Source organism: Streptomyces sp. NPDC005551, from assembly GCF_042871785.1.
Classification (GTDB): Bacteria; Actinomycetota; Actinomycetes; order Streptomycetales; family Streptomycetaceae; genus Streptomyces.
Genome location: NZ_JBIAJE010000002.1, coordinates 240,091 through 254,814, shown reverse-complemented (window position 1 = coordinate 254,814; position 14,724 = coordinate 240,091). Strand labels below are relative to the sequence as shown.

16 protein-coding genes are annotated in these 14,724 nt (G+C 71.9%); 6 read left to right on the top strand and 10 right to left on the bottom strand.

All coding sequences use genetic code 11. The annotated features are described in order from the left end of the window. Window positions 1-96: 96 nt before the first annotated feature. Window positions 97-591 carry a DUF3145 domain-containing protein gene (locus ACFYP4_RS05390; protein ID WP_358856027.1) on the top strand — a complete coding sequence of 165 codons (495 nt, stop codon included), beginning with the start codon at window positions 97-99 and terminating at the stop codon, window positions 589-591. Window positions 592-685: 94 nt separating this feature from the next. On the opposite strand, the gene fabF is transcribed toward ACFYP4_RS05390, so the two are convergent. From fabF to ACFYP4_RS05365, 5 genes are all read right to left on the bottom strand, one after another. Further along, the gene (gene fabF / locus ACFYP4_RS05385) at window positions 686-1,957 is read right to left on the bottom strand and encodes a beta-ketoacyl-ACP synthase II (protein WP_358854312.1); all 1,272 of its coding nucleotides are present in this window, start codon (window positions 1,955-1,957) and stop codon (window positions 686-688) included. A gap of 82 nt (window positions 1,958-2,039) precedes the next feature. Beyond that, window positions 2,040-2,288, bottom strand: coding sequence for an acyl carrier protein (locus ACFYP4_RS05380; protein WP_358854313.1), 249 nt, complete (start codon window positions 2,286-2,288; stop codon window positions 2,040-2,042). A 72-nt stretch (window positions 2,289-2,360) separates the two neighbouring features. Next, entirely contained in the window at window positions 2,361-3,392 is a 1,032-nt protein-coding gene (locus ACFYP4_RS05375; RefSeq protein WP_358854314.1) for a ketoacyl-ACP synthase III, read from the bottom strand. 14 nt (window positions 3,393-3,406) lie between these two features. After that, a complete protein-coding gene (locus ACFYP4_RS05370; RefSeq protein WP_358854315.1) occupies window positions 3,407-4,324 on the bottom strand; it encodes an ACP S-malonyltransferase in 918 nt (305 codons plus the stop codon). A gap of 89 nt (window positions 4,325-4,413) precedes the next feature. Then, on the bottom strand, window positions 4,414-5,637 hold the full coding sequence (locus ACFYP4_RS05365) for a PucR family transcriptional regulator (RefSeq protein WP_388782999.1): 1,224 nt from the start codon (window positions 5,635-5,637) through the stop codon (window positions 4,414-4,416). A gap of 65 nt (window positions 5,638-5,702) precedes the next feature. On the opposite strand from ACFYP4_RS05365, the gene ACFYP4_RS05360 reads away from it, so the two are divergent. Continuing rightward, complete coding sequence (locus tag ACFYP4_RS05360; protein ID WP_358854350.1) at window positions 5,703-6,359, top strand: pirin family protein; 657 nt, start codon at window positions 5,703-5,705, stop codon at window positions 6,357-6,359. A 41-nt stretch (window positions 6,360-6,400) separates the two neighbouring features. Here the strand turns inward: ACFYP4_RS05360 and ACFYP4_RS05355 are convergent, their stop codons facing one another. Both ACFYP4_RS05355 and ACFYP4_RS05350 read right to left on the bottom strand, forming a co-directional pair. Beyond that, a complete protein-coding gene (locus tag ACFYP4_RS05355) occupies window positions 6,401-7,222 on the bottom strand; it encodes a serine hydrolase domain-containing protein (protein ID WP_358854317.1) in 822 nt (273 codons plus the stop codon). Between the two features lie 10 nt (window positions 7,223-7,232). Next, window positions 7,233-7,712: a GNAT family N-acetyltransferase gene (locus tag ACFYP4_RS05350; protein WP_388782996.1), complete on the bottom strand. Its 480-nt coding sequence runs from the start codon at window positions 7,710-7,712 to the stop codon at window positions 7,233-7,235. Between the two features lie 95 nt (window positions 7,713-7,807). Between ACFYP4_RS05350 and ACFYP4_RS05345 the strand changes: the two genes are divergently transcribed. Further along, window positions 7,808-8,287, top strand: a complete 480-nt coding sequence (locus tag ACFYP4_RS05345; RefSeq protein WP_358854319.1) for a MerR family transcriptional regulator — start codon at window positions 7,808-7,810, stop codon at window positions 8,285-8,287. Next, entirely contained in the window at window positions 8,284-9,300 is a 1,017-nt protein-coding gene (locus ACFYP4_RS05340; protein WP_358854320.1) for an aldo/keto reductase, read from the top strand. Before ACFYP4_RS05345 ends, ACFYP4_RS05340 begins: the two co-directional genes overlap by 4 nt. Before the next feature lie 27 nt (window positions 9,301-9,327). Here ACFYP4_RS05340 and ACFYP4_RS05335 read toward each other — a convergent pair whose 3' ends face one another. The 3 genes from ACFYP4_RS05335 to ACFYP4_RS05325 all read right to left on the bottom strand — a co-directional run bounded on the left by ACFYP4_RS05335 (window position 9,328) and on the right by ACFYP4_RS05325 (window position 12,318). After that, window positions 9,328-10,182, bottom strand: coding sequence for a DUF4429 domain-containing protein (locus tag ACFYP4_RS05335; RefSeq protein ID WP_358854323.1), 855 nt, complete (start codon window positions 10,180-10,182; stop codon window positions 9,328-9,330). Between the two features lie 66 nt (window positions 10,183-10,248). Continuing rightward, on the bottom strand, window positions 10,249-11,466 hold the full coding sequence (locus tag ACFYP4_RS05330; RefSeq protein WP_358854324.1) for an alpha/beta hydrolase: 1,218 nt from the start codon (window positions 11,464-11,466) through the stop codon (window positions 10,249-10,251). Window positions 11,467-11,637: 171 nt separating this feature from the next. Then, window positions 11,638-12,318 carry a TetR family transcriptional regulator gene (locus ACFYP4_RS05325; RefSeq protein WP_358854325.1) on the bottom strand — a complete coding sequence of 227 codons (681 nt, stop codon included), beginning with the start codon at window positions 12,316-12,318 and terminating at the stop codon, window positions 11,638-11,640. Between the two features lie 113 nt (window positions 12,319-12,431). Here ACFYP4_RS05325 and ACFYP4_RS05320 point away from each other — a divergent pair, with 113 nt between their 5' ends. After that, window positions 12,432-14,054: an MFS transporter gene (locus ACFYP4_RS05320; RefSeq protein WP_358854326.1), complete on the top strand. Its 1,623-nt coding sequence runs from the start codon at window positions 12,432-12,434 to the stop codon at window positions 14,052-14,054. 286 nt (window positions 14,055-14,340) lie between these two features. Continuing rightward, the gene (locus tag ACFYP4_RS05315) at window positions 14,341-14,649 is read left to right on the top strand and encodes a small hydrophobic protein (protein ID WP_358854327.1); all 309 of its coding nucleotides are present in this window, start codon (window positions 14,341-14,343) and stop codon (window positions 14,647-14,649) included. Window positions 14,650-14,724: the final 75 nt, after the last annotated feature.

Below are 14,724 nucleotides of genomic sequence, written 5' to 3'. Positions count from 1 at the left end.
CTCCTTGCGCCGCCGCACGGTAGCCTCGCCCCGTGGCCGCCCTGCCACTGCCGTTCCGCCAAGTTACAAGATGTCCCGCTCTGCCCGGAGGTCCCGGTGACGACACGTGGAGTTCTGTACGTGCACTCCGCGCCGCGCGCGCTGTGCCCGCACGTCGAGTGGGCAGTCGCGGGCGTGCTCGGTACGCGCGTCAGCCTCGACTGGATCCGGCAGCCGGCGGCGCCCGGCACCTGGCGGTCCGAGTTCTCCTGGAAGGGCGAGCCGGGCACCGCCTCCCAGCTCGCCTCCGCGCTGCGCGGCTGGCATCTGCTGCGCTTCGAGGTCACCGCCGAGCCCTGCCCCACCGCCGAGGGCGAGCGCTACAGCTGCACCCCCGACCTGGGCATCTTCCACGCCGTCACCGGCATCCACGGCGACATCCTGATCCCCGAGGACCGGCTGCGCGCCGCGCTGGTCCGCTCCCAGCGCGGCGAGACCGAGCTGGAGGGCGAACTCGCCAAGCTCCTCGGCAAGCCCTGGGACGACGAGCTGGAGCCCTTCCGGTACGCCGGCGAGGGCGCCCCCGTCCGCTGGCTCCACCAGGTCGTCTGACACCGTCACGGACACGGGAGGGGCCCCCGCCCAAGGCGGGGGCCCCTCCCGTGTGTGACCCGTACGGCCTGTTCCAGACGCCGTACGGCCTGTTCTAGACGGTCCGGAACGCCAGCACCACGTTGTGGCCGCCGAAGCCGAACGAGTCGTTCAGCGCGGCGATACGGCCCTCGACGGGGAGCTTGCGCGCCTCGCCCCGGACGATGTCGGCGTTGGCCTCGGCCTCCGGGTCGAGGTTCTCCACGTTGATGGTCGGCGGGGCGATCCGGTGGTACAGGGCGAGGACCGAGGCGACGGACTCGACGCCGCCGGCGCCGCCGAGCAGGTGCCCGGTCATCGACTTGGTCGCGGAGACCGCCATGTGGTCGGCGTCGTCGCCGAACACCTTGCGCAGCGCCTTCAGTTCGGCCACGTCACCGGCAGGCGTGGAGGTGGCGTGCGCGTTGACGTGCACGATCTCCGCCGGGTCCAGGTCGGTGTTGTCGAGCAGGTTCTGCAGGGCGTGCGAGATGCCGCGGCCCTCGGGCTCCGGCTGCACGATGTCGTGGGCGTCGGCCGAGATGCCCTGGCCGACCGCTTCCGCGTACACCCGGGCGCCGCGCGCGGCGGCGTGCTCGGCCGACTCCAGGACGAGGACGCCGGCGCCCTCGCCGAGGACGAAGCCGTCGCGGCCGACGTCGTAGGGACGCGAGGCGCCCTGCGGGTCGTCGTTGTTCTTGGACATCGCCATCATGTTGCCGAAGGCGGCGATGGGCAGCGGGTGGATGGCCGCCTCGGTGCCGCCGGCGACGACGACGTCGGCACGGCCGGTACGGATCATCTCGATCGCGTAGCCGATCGCCTCGGCGCCCGACGCACAGGCGGAGACCGGGGTGTGCACGCCGGCGCGGGCGCCCACGGCGAGGCCCACGTTGGCGGACGGCCCGTTGGGCATCAGCATGGGGACGGTGTGCGGGGAGACGCGGCGGACGCCCTTCTCCTTGAGCACGTCGTACTGATCGAGCAGGGTGGTCACGCCACCGATGCCGGAGGCGATGACCGCGCCCAGCCGGTCGGGGTCGACGGCGGTGTCGTCGCCGGCCTTGCCGGTGAAGCCCGCGTCGGCCCAGGCCTCCTTGGCCGCGATCAGCGCGAACTGCGCCGAGCGGTCGAGACGGCGGGCCTGCGGGCGGGGGATGACCTCGCCCGGTTCCACGGCGATCTGCGCGGCGATGCGAACCGCCTGGTCGGCGGCCCACTCCTGCTCCAGGGGGCCGACGCCGGAACGTCCGGCGACGAGGCCCTCCCAGGTCGAGGCTGCGTCGCCACCCAGCGGTGTGGTTGCGCCGATACCGGTGACGACCACGGTGCGATTGGTCGGGCTCACGGGAATTCTTTCTCCAACGGATACGAGGATTCAGCGGCGCCACCGCCGGGTGGCGGGGCAGTCAGCCCAGGGGACCGGGTGATCAGGCCTGGTGCTTCAGGATGTAGTCGGCGGCGTCACCGACGGTCTTCAGGTTCTTGACGTCGTCGTCGGGGATCTTGACGTCGAAACGCTCTTCGGCGGCGACGACGACCTCGACCATGGACAGCGAGTCGACGTCCAGGTCGTCGGTGAAGGACTTGTCCAGCTGGACGTCCTCGGTGGGGATCCCGGCGATCTCGTTCACGATCTCGGCGAGACCTTCGACGATCTCTTCCAGAGTGGCGGCCATGTCAGGCGCTCCTTCGGTATGTATCCAGAGGGTGTGGCGGTACTCCGGCCGGAGACGATCCGGACGGTGTACCTAGGGGAGGGTAACGACCGTGGCGGCGTAGACCAGACCCGCCCCGAAGCCGATGACGAGCGCGGTGTCGCCGCTCTTCGCCTCGCCGGTCGCCAGAAGCCGCTCCATAGCGAGCGGAATGGAGGCGGCCGACGTGTTGCCGGTGGTGCGTACGTCACGGGCGACCGTGACGTGCGCCGGCAGTTTGAGGGTCTTCACCATCGAGTCGATGATCCGCTCGTTGGCCTGGTGCGGAATGAACACGTCCAGGTCGTCCGGGGCGATCCCGGCCGCGTCCAGCGCCTGCTGGGCGACCTTCGCCATCTCGAACACGGCCCAGCGGAACACCGCCTGGCCCTCCTGCGTGATGGCGGGGAACTTGATCTCGCCCTTGGAGTCGAGCGGCAGGCTGGACACGTCTCCCGTGTGGAAGCGGTCCCAGGGCACGGTCTGCTTGATCGTGCCGGCCTTGTCGCCCTCGGAACCCCAGACGGTGGGGCCGATGTGCGGCTCCTCGGACGGGCCCACGACGACCGCGCCCGCGCCGTCACCGAACAGGAAGGCCGTCGCGCGGTCCTCCAGGTCGGTCAGGTCGGACAGCCGCTCCACGCCGATGACCAGCACGTACTCCGCGGAACCCTCGACGATCATGCCCTTGGCCAGGGTGAGCCCGTAGCCGAAACCCGCGCAGCCCGCCGAGATGTCGAAGGCCGCCGCCTTCGCCGTGCCCAGCTTGTCGGCGATCTCGGTCGCGATGGCCGGGGTCTGGCTGAAGTGCGAGACGGTGGAGACCACCACGGCGCCGATCTGCGCGGCGGAGATCCCCGCGTCCGCGATCGCCTTGCCGGACGCCTCGATCGACATCGCGGCGACGGTCTCCTCGTCGGAGGCCCAGTGCCGGGTCTCGATGCCGGAGCGCGAGCGGATCCATTCGTCGGACGAGTCGATCGTCTCGAGGATCACCTCGTTGGGCACGACCCGCACCGGACGGTAGCCGCCCACGCCGAGGATCCGTGCGTACGGTGCGCCCTTTCTTGCCTTGATCTTCGACATGCTCTCCGAGCTCCTTAGGCCGCGCTGTGCTCGGCGATGAGCTCGCGAGCCGCGTCGAGGTCGTCGGGTGTCTTCAGCGCCAGCGTCCTGACGCCGGGCAGCGCGCGCTTGGCCAGACCGGTGAGCGTGCCGCCGGGGCACAGCTCGACCAGCGCGGTCGCACCGAACTCCTTGAAGGTCTCCATGCACAGGTCCCAGCGGACCGGGTTGGCGACCTGGCCGACGAGACGCGCGACGACCTCGTCACCGGTGGCGACGGACCGGCCGTCCTTGTTCGACACGTACGTGACCTTCGGGTCGGCCGGGGTCAGGTCCGCGGCGGCCTTCGCGAGCACGTCGACGGCGGGCGCCATGTGGTGCGTGTGGAACGCGCCGGCGACCTTCAGCGCGATCACCTTGCGCACGCCTTCGGGCTTGTCGGCCTCCAGGGCGGCCAGCTGCTCCAGCGTACCGGCGGCGACGATCTGGCCCGCGCCGTTCATGTTCGCCGGGGTCAGACCGAGCTTCTCCAGATGCGGCACGGTCGTCTCCGGGTCACCGCCGAGCAGGGCGGACATGCCGGTCCGCGTGACGGCGGCGGCCTCGGCCATCGCCAGGCCCCGCTTGCGGACGAGCCGGAGCGCCTCGGTCTCCGCGAACACACCGGCCACCGCGGCGGCGGTGATCTCACCGACGCTGTGACCCGCGACGGCCCCGGGGGCCACGTCGCCGAGAGCGGACGCGGACAGCAGTCCGGCCGCGACGAGCAGGGGCTGCGCCACCGCCGTGTCGCGGATCTCGTCCGCGTCGGCCTTCGTGCCGTAGTGGGCGAGGTCGAGCCCGATGGCGTCCGACCACGCGGCGATGCGGTCGGCGGCACCGGGGAGGTCGAGCCAAGGAGTCAGGAAGCCGGGCGTCTGGGCGCCCTGGCCGGGAGCGACGAGTACGAGCACTCTCACACTCTCTCTTGTGGACGGCCACGGCCGCCCGTGGGGACAAGGACGAAGAACAGGAGGGGGAATTGTGGACCCCCGACAAAAGCCTAGGCCTGAGGATCTCCATCGGCCAGACGCCCCAGGATCAGGGCGATACGCAGCGTGAAGGCGGAGCGTACATCGGAGGGAGACCAGCCGGTGACGTCAGTCACACGTCGGAGCCGGTAGCGCACGGTGTTGGGATGCACGAAGAGCATCCGGGCCGCGCCCTCGAGACTGCTCGCCTGCTCCAGATACACGCTCAGCGTTTCCAGGAGCGCGGATCCGGCCTCCTCCAGCGGTCTGTAGATCTCCTCCACCAGCTGCTCGCGGGCCGAGGGATCCCCGGCCATCGCGCGCTCCGGCAGCAGATCGTCCGCCAGGACCGGCCGCGGGGCGTCCTGCCAGGCGAAGCAGGCCTTCAGGCCGGCCGCCGCGGCCTGCGCGGACCGGGTCGCGGCCAGCAGGTCGGGCACGATCGGGCCCGCGACGACGGATCCCGCCGCGTACGGACCGATCAGCGACTTGGCGACGGCGAGCGGGTTGTCGCTGCCGCCCGCGATCACGACGAGCCGGTCGCCCAGCACTCCGGTGAGCACCTGGAGCTTGGCGTGCCGGGCCGCCCGCCGTATCGCCTCGACCGTCAGCTCGCTGTCGCCGTCCGGCGCCGTACCCAGCACCACACAGACGTGTTCGGGCGAGTTCCAGCCGAGCGCGGCGGCGCGGGAGACGGCACCCTCGTCGGCCTCGCCGGACAGCACGGCGTTGACCACGAGGGACTCCAGCCGCGCGTCCCAGGCGCCCCGGGCCTCCGCCGCCTGGGCGTACACCTGTGCGGTGGCGAAGGCGATCTCCCGGGCGTAGACGAGGAGCGCCTCGCGCAGAACGGATTCGTCTCCGGGCGCCGCGACCTCGTCGATCGCGCTCTCCATCACCTCGATGGTGGTCCGCACCATCTCGACGGTCTGGCGCAGGGTGATCGCCCGGGTCAGCTCACGGGGAGCGGTGCCGAAGACGTCGGTGGAGATGGCCTGGGGTGCTTCGGGACGCCGGAACCACTCGGTGAAGGCGGCGATTCCCGCCTGGGCGACCAGCCCGATCCACGACCGGTTCTCCGGCGGCATGGCCCGGTACCACGGCAGCGTCTCGTCCATGCGCGCGATGGCCTGCGCCGCGAGACTCCCGGACGACTTCTCCAGCCGCCTCAGGGTCGCGGAGTGCGTGTGGGGTGCGCGCGCTGCGGGTTCGGTGTTGCTGGTTTGGGGTTCGGGCACGGGACAAGACTGCCTCATCCGGACGCGAGTGCGCCGCGCCGGGTCCCGGTGCCCCGGCCCCGCGGGGCTACCGTGGGCTCGTGATGGACGTACGGCGCGCCGACGAGCGCTACCGCGGAGGGGACCCGGCGGCCGGGATCTCCTCCCTGCACGCCTTCTCCTTCGGCCCCCACTACGACCCCGACAACCTCCGCTTCGGCCCGCTCATCGCCTGCAACGAGGAACGGCTCGCGCCCGGCGCCGGCTTCGACGAACACCCGCACAGCCACACCGAGATCGTCACCTGGGTGATCGAGGGCGAACTGACGCACCGCGACTCCGCGGGACACGAGTCGCGGGTCCGCGCCGGCGACGTGCAGCGCCTCAGCTCGGCGGGCGGTGTCCGGCACGTGGAACGCAACGACGGCCTGACGCCGCTGACCTTCGTCCAGATGTGGCTGGCCCCGCTGGAACCGGGCGGCGACCCCGCCTACGAGATCGTCCACGGCATCGCGGACTCCACGCCGTACGCGGTTCCCGAGGCCGGGGCCATGCTCCACGTGCGCCGCCTGACCGCGAGCGAGCGCACCGCGATCCCGGACGCGCCGTTCGTCTACGTCCACGTCGTGCGCGGTGAGGTCCGGCTGGACGGGCTGGAGCTGGAGACCGGCGACGCGGCCCGCCTCACCGACGCGAAGGACCTGGAAGCCATAGCGGGCTCCCCGGCGGAACTCCTCATCTGGGAAATGACGACGGCCTGAGCACGGGGCCGGGAACCGGCCCCTCCCGCGCCCGACGGGCCTCAGCCGGAAAGCTCCGCGAGCACCGCGTCGGTGAAGGGCGGCCACACCTCGACCGCCCAGGGCCCGAACGCCCGGTCCGTGAGGGCCGCACACGCGACCCCCGCGACGGGGTCGACCCACAGGAACGTACCCGACTGCCCGAAGTGCCCGAAGGTCCCCGCCGAGGACGAACCCCCCGTCCAGTGCGGCGACTTGGAGTCGCGGATCTCGAACCCGAGCCCCCAGTCGTTCGGGTTCTGGTGTCCGTACCCCGGCAGCACACCCTTCGTGCCGGGGAACTGGACGGACATGGCCTCCGCGACGGTCCGCGGATCGAGCAGCCGTGGCGCCTGCACCTCGGCCGCGAACCGCACGAGGTCGTCCACCGTGGACACCCCGTCCTTCGCGGGAGACCCGTCGAGCGTGGTCGAGGTCATGCCGAGCGGCTCCAGGACCCCCTGGCGCAGATACTCCGCGAAGGGGATCCCGGTCGCCTTCGCGATGTGGTCCCCGAGCACCTCGAAGCCGGCGTTGGAGTACAGCCGCCGCTCCCCGGGCGCGGACATCACCCGGTGCTCGTCGAAGGCGAGCCCGGAGGTGTGCGCGAGGAGATGGCGGACCGTCGAGCCCTGCGGCCCGGCCGGCTCGTCGAGCTCGACCGCCCCCTCCTCGTACGCGACGAGGACGGCGTACGCGGCGAGCGGCTTGGTGACCGAGGCGAGCGCGAAACGCCGCCCGCCGGGGCCGTGCGCCCCGAGCACCGTGCCGTCCGCGCGGACGACGGCCGCCGCGGCCGTGGGAACGGGCCAGTTCTCGATCAGCGCCAGGCTCTGCAAGGACATGCCCACGAGACTAAGCGCCGCGCAGCTCCAGCCGCATCGAGGGGTCGGGCTTGCGCACGAAGCCGAGCGAGGCGTACAGCGGCTCGGCCTCGGCGGACGCGTTCAGGTCGACCTGGGGGACGCCCCGCCCGCGGAACCAGTCGAGCAGCGCCTCCATGCCCGCCCGCGCGTACCCGCGCAGCCGGGCGTCCGGGTCGGTGGCGACACTGAAGACATGGCCGACCGCGCCGTGCGGATTGCCCGCGCGCCCGATCCGGTACTCGACCGTCCCGGCGACCAGCGCGGCGAGCGCCCCGGGCCGCCGCGGATGGTCGACGACGAAGGCGGCGAAGCCCCCGTCCGGCTCCGCCAGCCTGCGCCGCAGGGTGGACAGCGACTCGGTGTGCCACAGCGTGGAACCGCCGGTCCCCGACATCGAGTCGATCATCACCTGACGCAGCCGGAGCAGCTCCCCGGCGTCCTCGGGCACGGCCCGGCGTACGAGACTCATGATCCGCACGCTAACCGCCCCGGCCTCGTGGCGTCGCCGGAATTTGAGCGGAACGCACTTGCTTGAAGTGCACTCCAGGGTTTTAGCGTGGAGGCATGACGGTGATGGAGACCACGGCCGACACCGGTGCCGGCAGCCGCACGGACGCCTGCGCCTCGGCGCCGGAGCGCCACCCCCGCCCGGACGGCCGGGACAACTACACGATCAGCGAGGTCGTCGCCTTCACCGGCCTGACCGCGCACACCCTGCGCTGGTACGAGCGGATCGGGCTGATGTCCCACATCGACCGCTCGCACACCGGCCAGCGCCGCTACAACAACCGCGACCTGGACTGGCTGAACCTCGTCGGGAAGCTGCGGCTGACCGGCATGCCGGTCGCCGACATGGTGCGGTACGCGGAGCTGGTGCGCGCGGGCGACCACACCTACGGCGAGCGGTTCGAGCTGCTGGAGGCGACCCGCCGGGACGTACGGGCGCGGATCGCCGAGCTCCAGGACACCCTCGCCGTGCTCGACCACAAGATCAGTTTCTATGCGGACGCCGGGCGTGCCCCGGCGTCGGAGAGGTCCCGATGACGGACAGCAGGATCGCGAAGGCGGAACTCGGCACCGGCGGCCCGGAGGTCGGCGTACAGGGCCTCGGCTGCATGGGCATGAGCTTCGCGTACGGTCCGACGGACGCCGGTGAGGCGCGGGCCACCCTGGAGCGCGCCCTGGAACTGGGCGTGACGCTCTACGACACCGCGGACGCCTACGGAGCGGGCGACAACGAGGAGTTCCTCTCGCCGTTCTTCAAGGCGCACCGGGACGAGGTCGTCATCGCGACGAAGTTCGCCCTGTCGATCCCGCCGGACGAGCCCACGAAGCGGGTCATCCGCAACGACACGCCGTACATCCGCCAGGCGGTGGAGGCCAGCCTCAAGCGCCTCGACGTCGACGTGATCGACCTCTACTACATGCACCGGCGCGACCCCGGCGTCCCGATCGAGGAGTCCGTCGGGACCATGGCCGAGCTGGTGCGCGAGGGCAAGGTCAAGCACCTCGGGCTGAGCGAGGTCACCGGAAGCGAACTGCGCACCGCGCAGGGCGTGCACCCGATCGCGGCCGTGCAGTCGGAGTGGTCGCTGTTCAGCCGGGACATAGAGGCGGGTGTGGTCCCCGCGGCGCTGGAACTGGGCGTGGCCCTCGTGCCGTACTCGCCGCTCGGCCGCGGCTTCCTCACCGGCTCCTTCGCGAACGCGGAGAAGGACCTGACCGCGGACGACTTCCGGCGTCACCAGCCCCGCTTCACCGGCGAGAACGCGGCAGCCAACGCCGCGCTGCTGGAGCCGGTGCGCGCCGTGGCCGACGCCCACGGCGCCTCGCCGGCCCAGATCGCGCTGGCCTGGGTGCAGCAGCGCGCCGCCGTGCACGGACTGACCGTCGTCCCGATCCCCGGCACTCGCAAGCGCACCCGCGTCGAGGAGAACGCGGCGGCCACCCGCATCGTCCTCACCGACGAGGAACTCGCGCTGCTGGAGCCGATCGCCGCCCGGGTGTCCGGCGACCGCTACGCGGACATGACGTTCACGTCCGCGGGCCGCGAGTAGCGAGCCCCGGGCCCGTGCGGGCGGGCCCTACAGCTCCGCCAGCAGCTGCGCCTTCTTCGCCGTGAACTCCTCGTCCGTCACCAGACCCGACCGGTGCAGCTCTCCGAGGTGACGGATTCGGTCGGCGATGTCGGCGGGGTCGCGGTGGGGCGCGGACACCGCGACCGGGGCCGGCGGCCCGGCGGCGCGTACGGCGGCCAGCACCGAGGCCGCGAACGGCAGCGACTCGTGCACCGGACCGTAGCCGAGGCCGAAGACGACGGCCGCCGGATCCTGGTCGGCCTGCGCGGGCTGCGGGGCGGCCGGCTCGCGGTGCAGCAGCCGCAGGTGGCCCTCGAAGATCTCGGGGGAGCGCCACTCGACCCCGCTGAGGGCGGCGACCGGGAAACTCTGGTCGCCGGCCTTCCACTTGGCGGAGGAGGCGCCGGTCCAGAACCACCGGAACGACACCTGCCCGCCGTCGAACGACGCCTTCGCGTCGTACGCCTTGAAGTGCCGGGGCGCCTCGGGCGGCTCCACGAGGAAGCGCTCGGCGGGAGAACCGTCACCGGTGACCCGTGCGCGCAGCTCGTCCGCGTAGTACTCGGCGAGCGTCTCGCGCTCGGCGGGCAGCACCAGCCGGTAGGGGTCGCAGGCTTCCTTCAGCTGACCGTCGGCCGCCGCCATCAGGGGATCGGCGCCCGGTCTCGGCACGGCGTGCAGGACCACCGTTCCCCGCTTCCCGGGAGTGAGGGTCACGGCCGCGAGCGCTTCCAGGGGGACCCGGCGTTCGCCGAGCGCCTGGAACAGCTTCGGCGTACGGATCCCCCGCTCGAAGCGGATGAGCACGGAGTCGGACTCGAACTCCCAGGCGGCATGAAATCCGGCCAGTACGTCACCCATGCGGCACATCGTATGCGGCGGGTGTCCCCGCGTCGCCTCCCCGGACGGACCGCGGTTTCTCGCTCGCTACGCGCGTCCGGCCGCCGTCACGGCGGACAAACCCTTCCTGCACACGTCGTCCTTGCTGGCGCAGCGCACCGCGCGGTACGCGCCGACGCCGATCTCGGCGAAGTTGCGCAGGCTCCCGGTGCCGGGTTCGAAATAGCCGCCGTGTCCCTGCGCGCCGTCCGCGGAGAGGACCCGCGCCCCGAAGCCGGCGGAGACCGGGTCGGCGCCGTGTCCGAGCCCGCCGACCTCCAGATGCGGCACGTCCCGGATCCAGTCGTCGGCGTCGCGCATCGCCCAGACCCGGGCGGTGGTGCCCAGCCGGCCGGCGTTCTCGGCGCGCATGCCGGGGCTGCCCGCGACGGCGAGGTCGGCGACCCGCCCGGGCAGTTCGGGCGCGGCGATCCCGCAGACCACCGAGCCGTAGCTGTGGCAGTACAGCGCGACCGGCGCCTCGCCGGGCAGTGCGCGCAGCAGCCGGTTCAGCCGGACCGCGCCGTCCTCGGCCCGCATGGCCGTGGCGGCGTCCATGCCGAGTCCGCTCGGTGCCGTGTAGTCGGCCCAGGCGATGACGGCGGTACGCGTCCGCGGAGCCGTCGCGCGCTCGGCCCGGTACAGGGCGCGCGCCATGCCGACCGGCGCCGAGTACTTGCGGAAGGTGCGCTGGAAGGTGAGGAGGTCGGTGTCGACGCCGGGCACGACGACCGAGATCCGCTCGGCTCGGTTCAGGTTGCCGAAGACCTCCGCGATCCGGCCGGAGCCCCCGGGATCGAAGGCCAGGATCTGCCGCCTGCGCTTCAGCAGGGCCTCGTAGCGGTGCATGCGGCGGCCGGCCTGCTGCTGTCCCGCGGAGGAGAGGCGGCTGTCGCGCATGCGGGTGCGTTCGACCCTGCGCTGCTGCCCGAGCGCGAGCCGGTTGGCCCGGTAACGCAGCCGCACGGGCGCGCCGTTCATGTTGCCGACCGCCAGCGGATAGCGGTGGGCGAGACGGGTGCGCTGGTGGGCGTCGAGCGAGGCGAAGAAGCGGGCGAGGCGGCCCGGCGCGGAGTCGGGGTCCGGCAACCGGTGTCCGTCCAGGCGTCCGTGCTCCCACTTCGAGCGCGACGCTTCGAGCGGCGACCGCCCCCCGTGGCTGTGCACGGCGGTCCATCCGGTGGTCGCCAGCATCACGAACACCACGGCCAGCGCGAGCAGTGCGCGCGAGGCGTTGAGTTGGGGGGAGGAGCCGAAGGAAGTCACTGGAAGGACACACTAGGAGAACGGGAGTGTCTCGCGTTGGCCGAGTGGCGCAGATCACGTTTCCCGTGCGGTAATCGGGTCATGGGGGGTCCGGTCCGCATCAAACCTTCACCCTCCGTATTCGTGCATCCGCCGTACCGGGATGCATTGTGACGTTGCGTTAGGCGTACGTCACGCGTCCCGGAGCGTGTGTCCCGGTTCCGCCGGCTCGTTTCCCGTGCGCCAGGTCCGGGCCAGCGCGGGCTCCAGCTGGTCGAGGTAGGCGGCGGTCAGCTCGCGGATCGCCTCGACGCTGATGTCCTCGCCTGCGCCCCACTGCCGCCCGGTCACCCGCATCACCCCGCCGAACACGGCCACCGCGACCCGTGGCCGCGGGTCCGTGTCCACGTCGAGACCCTCCCGGGCCGCGATCACCCGGGCGAGCTCCTCCTCCACCTCGGCGGACCGGCGCAGATGCGCGGCGAGCAGGGCGGGTGTCGACTCGATCATCTGGAAGGTCCGCATGTGCAGTTCGAGCGGGACGACCTGCGCGATCGCCTCGCCGATGGTGTCCCAGCCCTCCAGTACGGCCCGGCGCAGCGCCTCCAGCGGGGCCTCCTGGGGCGGCCGTCCGCGCAGCGCCTCGACGAAGTGCGCCTCGGTCATCTCCTGGACGGCGAAGGCGGCCTCCTCCTTGCCGGCGAAGTAGCGGAAGAACGTGCGCTGGGAGACGTCGACGGCCTCGGTGATCTCGTCGACCGTCGTTTGCTCGTACCCCTGGGTGGTGAACAGTTCGAGAGCGGCTCGCAGCAGCGCGTCCCGGGTGCGCCGCTTCTTGCGCTCGCGCAGTCCCGGTCGCGACGCTGTGTCCATCGGGTTCCCCGTTCCGTGCTGCCGCCGTGCCGGGCGTACGCCGGGCGACGTGACAGTTACCGACTAATGAAATGGTTTGTCAACTGTCAGCGACTGTCACTAACCTCGATCGTATGACTAGTCAGACCACCGTCGACGCGACGGGCCCGGCCGACAAGACCCCGGCCACCCCGTCCGGACCGAGCCCCGCGAAGGGGTTGCGTGGCCATCCCTGGCTGACGCTGATCAGTGTCGCCATCGGCGTCATGATGGTCGCCCTGGACGGCACCATCGTCGCCATCGCGAACCCGGCCATCGCCAAGGACCTCGGCGCCAGCTTCGCCGACGTCCAGTGGATCACCAACGCGTACTTCCTCGCCCTCGCGGTCACCCTGATCACCGCGGGCAAGCTCGGCGACCGGTTCGGGCACCGGCAGACCTTCCTGATCGGCGTGGTCGGCTTCGCCGCCGCGTCCGGGGCCATCGGCCTGTCCGACAGCATCGCGCTGGTGGTCACCTTCCGTGTCCTGCAGGGCCTGTTCGGCGCGCTGCTGATGCCGGCCGCGCTCGGCCTGCTGCGGGCCACCTTCCCGGCCGAGAAGCTGAACATGGCCATCGGCATCTGGGGCATGGTGATCGGCGCGTCCACCGCCGGCGGCCCTATCCTCGGCGGTCTGCTCGTGCAGCACGTCAGCTGGCAGTCGGTGTTCTTCATCAACGTGCCGGTCGGCGTCCTCGCGCTGGTCCTCGGCGCCCTCATCCTGACCGACCACCGCGCCGAGAACGCGCCGCGCTCCTTCGACATCCTCGGCATAGCCCTGCTCTCGGGCGCCATGTTCTGCCTGGTATGGGCCCTCATCAAGGCACCCGCCTGGGGCTGGGGCGACGGCCTCACCTGGACCTTCCTCGGCGCCTCGGTGCTCGGCTTCGCACTCTTCGCGCTCTGGGAGACCAAGGTCCGCGAGCCGCTGGTCCCCCTCGCCCTCTTCCGCTCCGTGCCGCTGTCGGCCGGCGTGGTGCTCATGGCCCTGATGGCCATCGCCTTCCTGGGCGGACTGTTCTTCGTCACCTTCTACCTGCAGAACGTGCACGGCATGAGCCCGGTCGACGCGGGTCTGCACCTGCTGCCGCTCACCGGAATGATGATCGTGGGCTCGCCGCTGGCCGGCGCGCTCATCACCAGGACCGGTCCGCGCCTCCCGCTGGCGGGCGGCATGGCGCTCACCGCGATCTCCATGTACGGCATGTCCACGCTGGACACGGACACCGGCAGCGCCGTCATGTCGCTCTGGTTCGCCGGACTCGGCCTCGGACTCGCCCCGGTCATGGTCGGTGCCACCGAGGTCATCGTGGGCAACGCGCCGATGGAGCTCTCGGGGGTCGCCGGCGGCCTCCAGCAGGCGGCGATGCAGATCGGCGGCAGCCTCGGTACGGCGGTCCTCGGAGCCGTGATGGCCTCCAAGGTCGACAACGACCTCGCGGGCAACTGGGCCGACGCCAAGCTGCCGCCGCTCACCGGGACGCAGCTGGACCAGGCCTCGCAGGCGGTCCAGCAGGGTGCCGCGCCGGTGCCGAAGGGCACACCGGCCGGGATCGCCGAGGCGATCACGAGCGTCGCCCACGACACCTTCATCTCCGGCATGAGCCTGGCGTGTCTCGTCGCCGCCGGGGTCGCGCTCGTGGCCGTCTTCGTCGCGCTGCTCACCAAGCGCGGCGTCAACGCGGAAGCGGCGGGCCCGGGAGCCGGACACATCTAGGGCACACCCGGCGGGGTCCTGACGACGATTCAGGGGTGACGGAGCGGACGAGGGCCGCCCCGTCACCCCTTTTTCACCCGTCCGGGTGACCACGCTCAAGATCCCTCCCCGCCCGAGCGCGGCGCAGGTCACAGTGGGTCACGTCCTCCGCACGACATGGAGGGCGATGGAAGCCGCGGTGCGCCGCCGGAGGGGGGCGGCGCACCGGCAGGTCTGCCGCGGGACGACGGGGGTATCCGCACATCGAAGCGGAACTGGCCGGCAGGGCCTCGGAGTTCAGGAGTTGATGATGGCGGGCTTCGGAAACGGCACGCGCAGGCACCCCCGTTCACGTGGCCGGACGTGGTCGCGGACCGGGCCGGATCGCGCGACGCTGGGCATCATCGGAGTCGTCTGCGCGATCGTCGGGTTCTTCCAGCTGGGGATCATCCTCGGCCCGGTGGCGATGGTCTGCGGCTGGCTGGCGATGGGGCGCAGCTGGACCGGGCCCCGTCCCGTCACGGCGCTGATCGCCCTCGTGCTGGGCGCGATCGAGACGCTCCTCGCCCTCATCTGGCTCGTCGACTCGGCAGGCGCCGGAAACGGCCTGCTCTGACCGCCGGGCCGCGGGGCGCCGTCGGTGAGGCGTGGCCCCTGGCCCGTGGGGCGCCGTCGGTGAGGCGTGGCCCCT

What these genes read in the sequence shown, in the direction of transcription:
- ACFYP4_RS05380 (WP_358854313.1), bottom strand. Translation starts at nt 2,288, where the DNA reads ATGGCCGCCACTCTGGAAGAGATCGTCGAAGGTCTCGCCGAGATCGTG.
- ACFYP4_RS05375 (WP_358854314.1), bottom strand. Translation starts at nt 3,392, where the DNA reads ATGTCGAAGATCAAGGCAAGAAAGGGCGCACCGTACGCACGGATCCTC.
- ACFYP4_RS05365 (WP_388782999.1), bottom strand. Translation starts at nt 5,637, where the DNA reads ATGAGGCAGTCTTGTCCCGTGCCCGAACCCCAAACCAGCAACACCGAA.
- ACFYP4_RS05360 (WP_358854350.1), top strand. Translation starts at nt 5,703, where the DNA reads ATGGACGTACGGCGCGCCGACGAGCGCTACCGCGGAGGGGACCCGGCG.
- ACFYP4_RS05355 (WP_358854317.1), bottom strand. Translation starts at nt 7,222, where the DNA reads ATGTCCTTGCAGAGCCTGGCGCTGATCGAGAACTGGCCCGTTCCCACG.
- ACFYP4_RS05350 (WP_388782996.1), bottom strand. Translation starts at nt 7,712, where the DNA reads ATGAGTCTCGTACGCCGGGCCGTGCCCGAGGACGCCGGGGAGCTGCTC.
- ACFYP4_RS05345 (WP_358854319.1), top strand. Translation starts at nt 7,808, where the DNA reads ATGACGGTGATGGAGACCACGGCCGACACCGGTGCCGGCAGCCGCACG.
- ACFYP4_RS05340 (WP_358854320.1), top strand. Translation starts at nt 8,284, where the DNA reads ATGACGGACAGCAGGATCGCGAAGGCGGAACTCGGCACCGGCGGCCCG.
- ACFYP4_RS05335 (WP_358854323.1), bottom strand. Translation starts at nt 10,182, where the DNA reads ATGGGTGACGTACTGGCCGGATTTCATGCCGCCTGGGAGTTCGAGTCC.
- ACFYP4_RS05325 (WP_358854325.1), bottom strand. Translation starts at nt 12,318, where the DNA reads ATGGACACAGCGTCGCGACCGGGACTGCGCGAGCGCAAGAAGCGGCGC.
- ACFYP4_RS05320 (WP_358854326.1), top strand. Translation starts at nt 12,432, where the DNA reads ATGACTAGTCAGACCACCGTCGACGCGACGGGCCCGGCCGACAAGACC.
- ACFYP4_RS05315 (WP_358854327.1), top strand. Translation starts at nt 14,341, where the DNA reads ATGATGGCGGGCTTCGGAAACGGCACGCGCAGGCACCCCCGTTCACGT.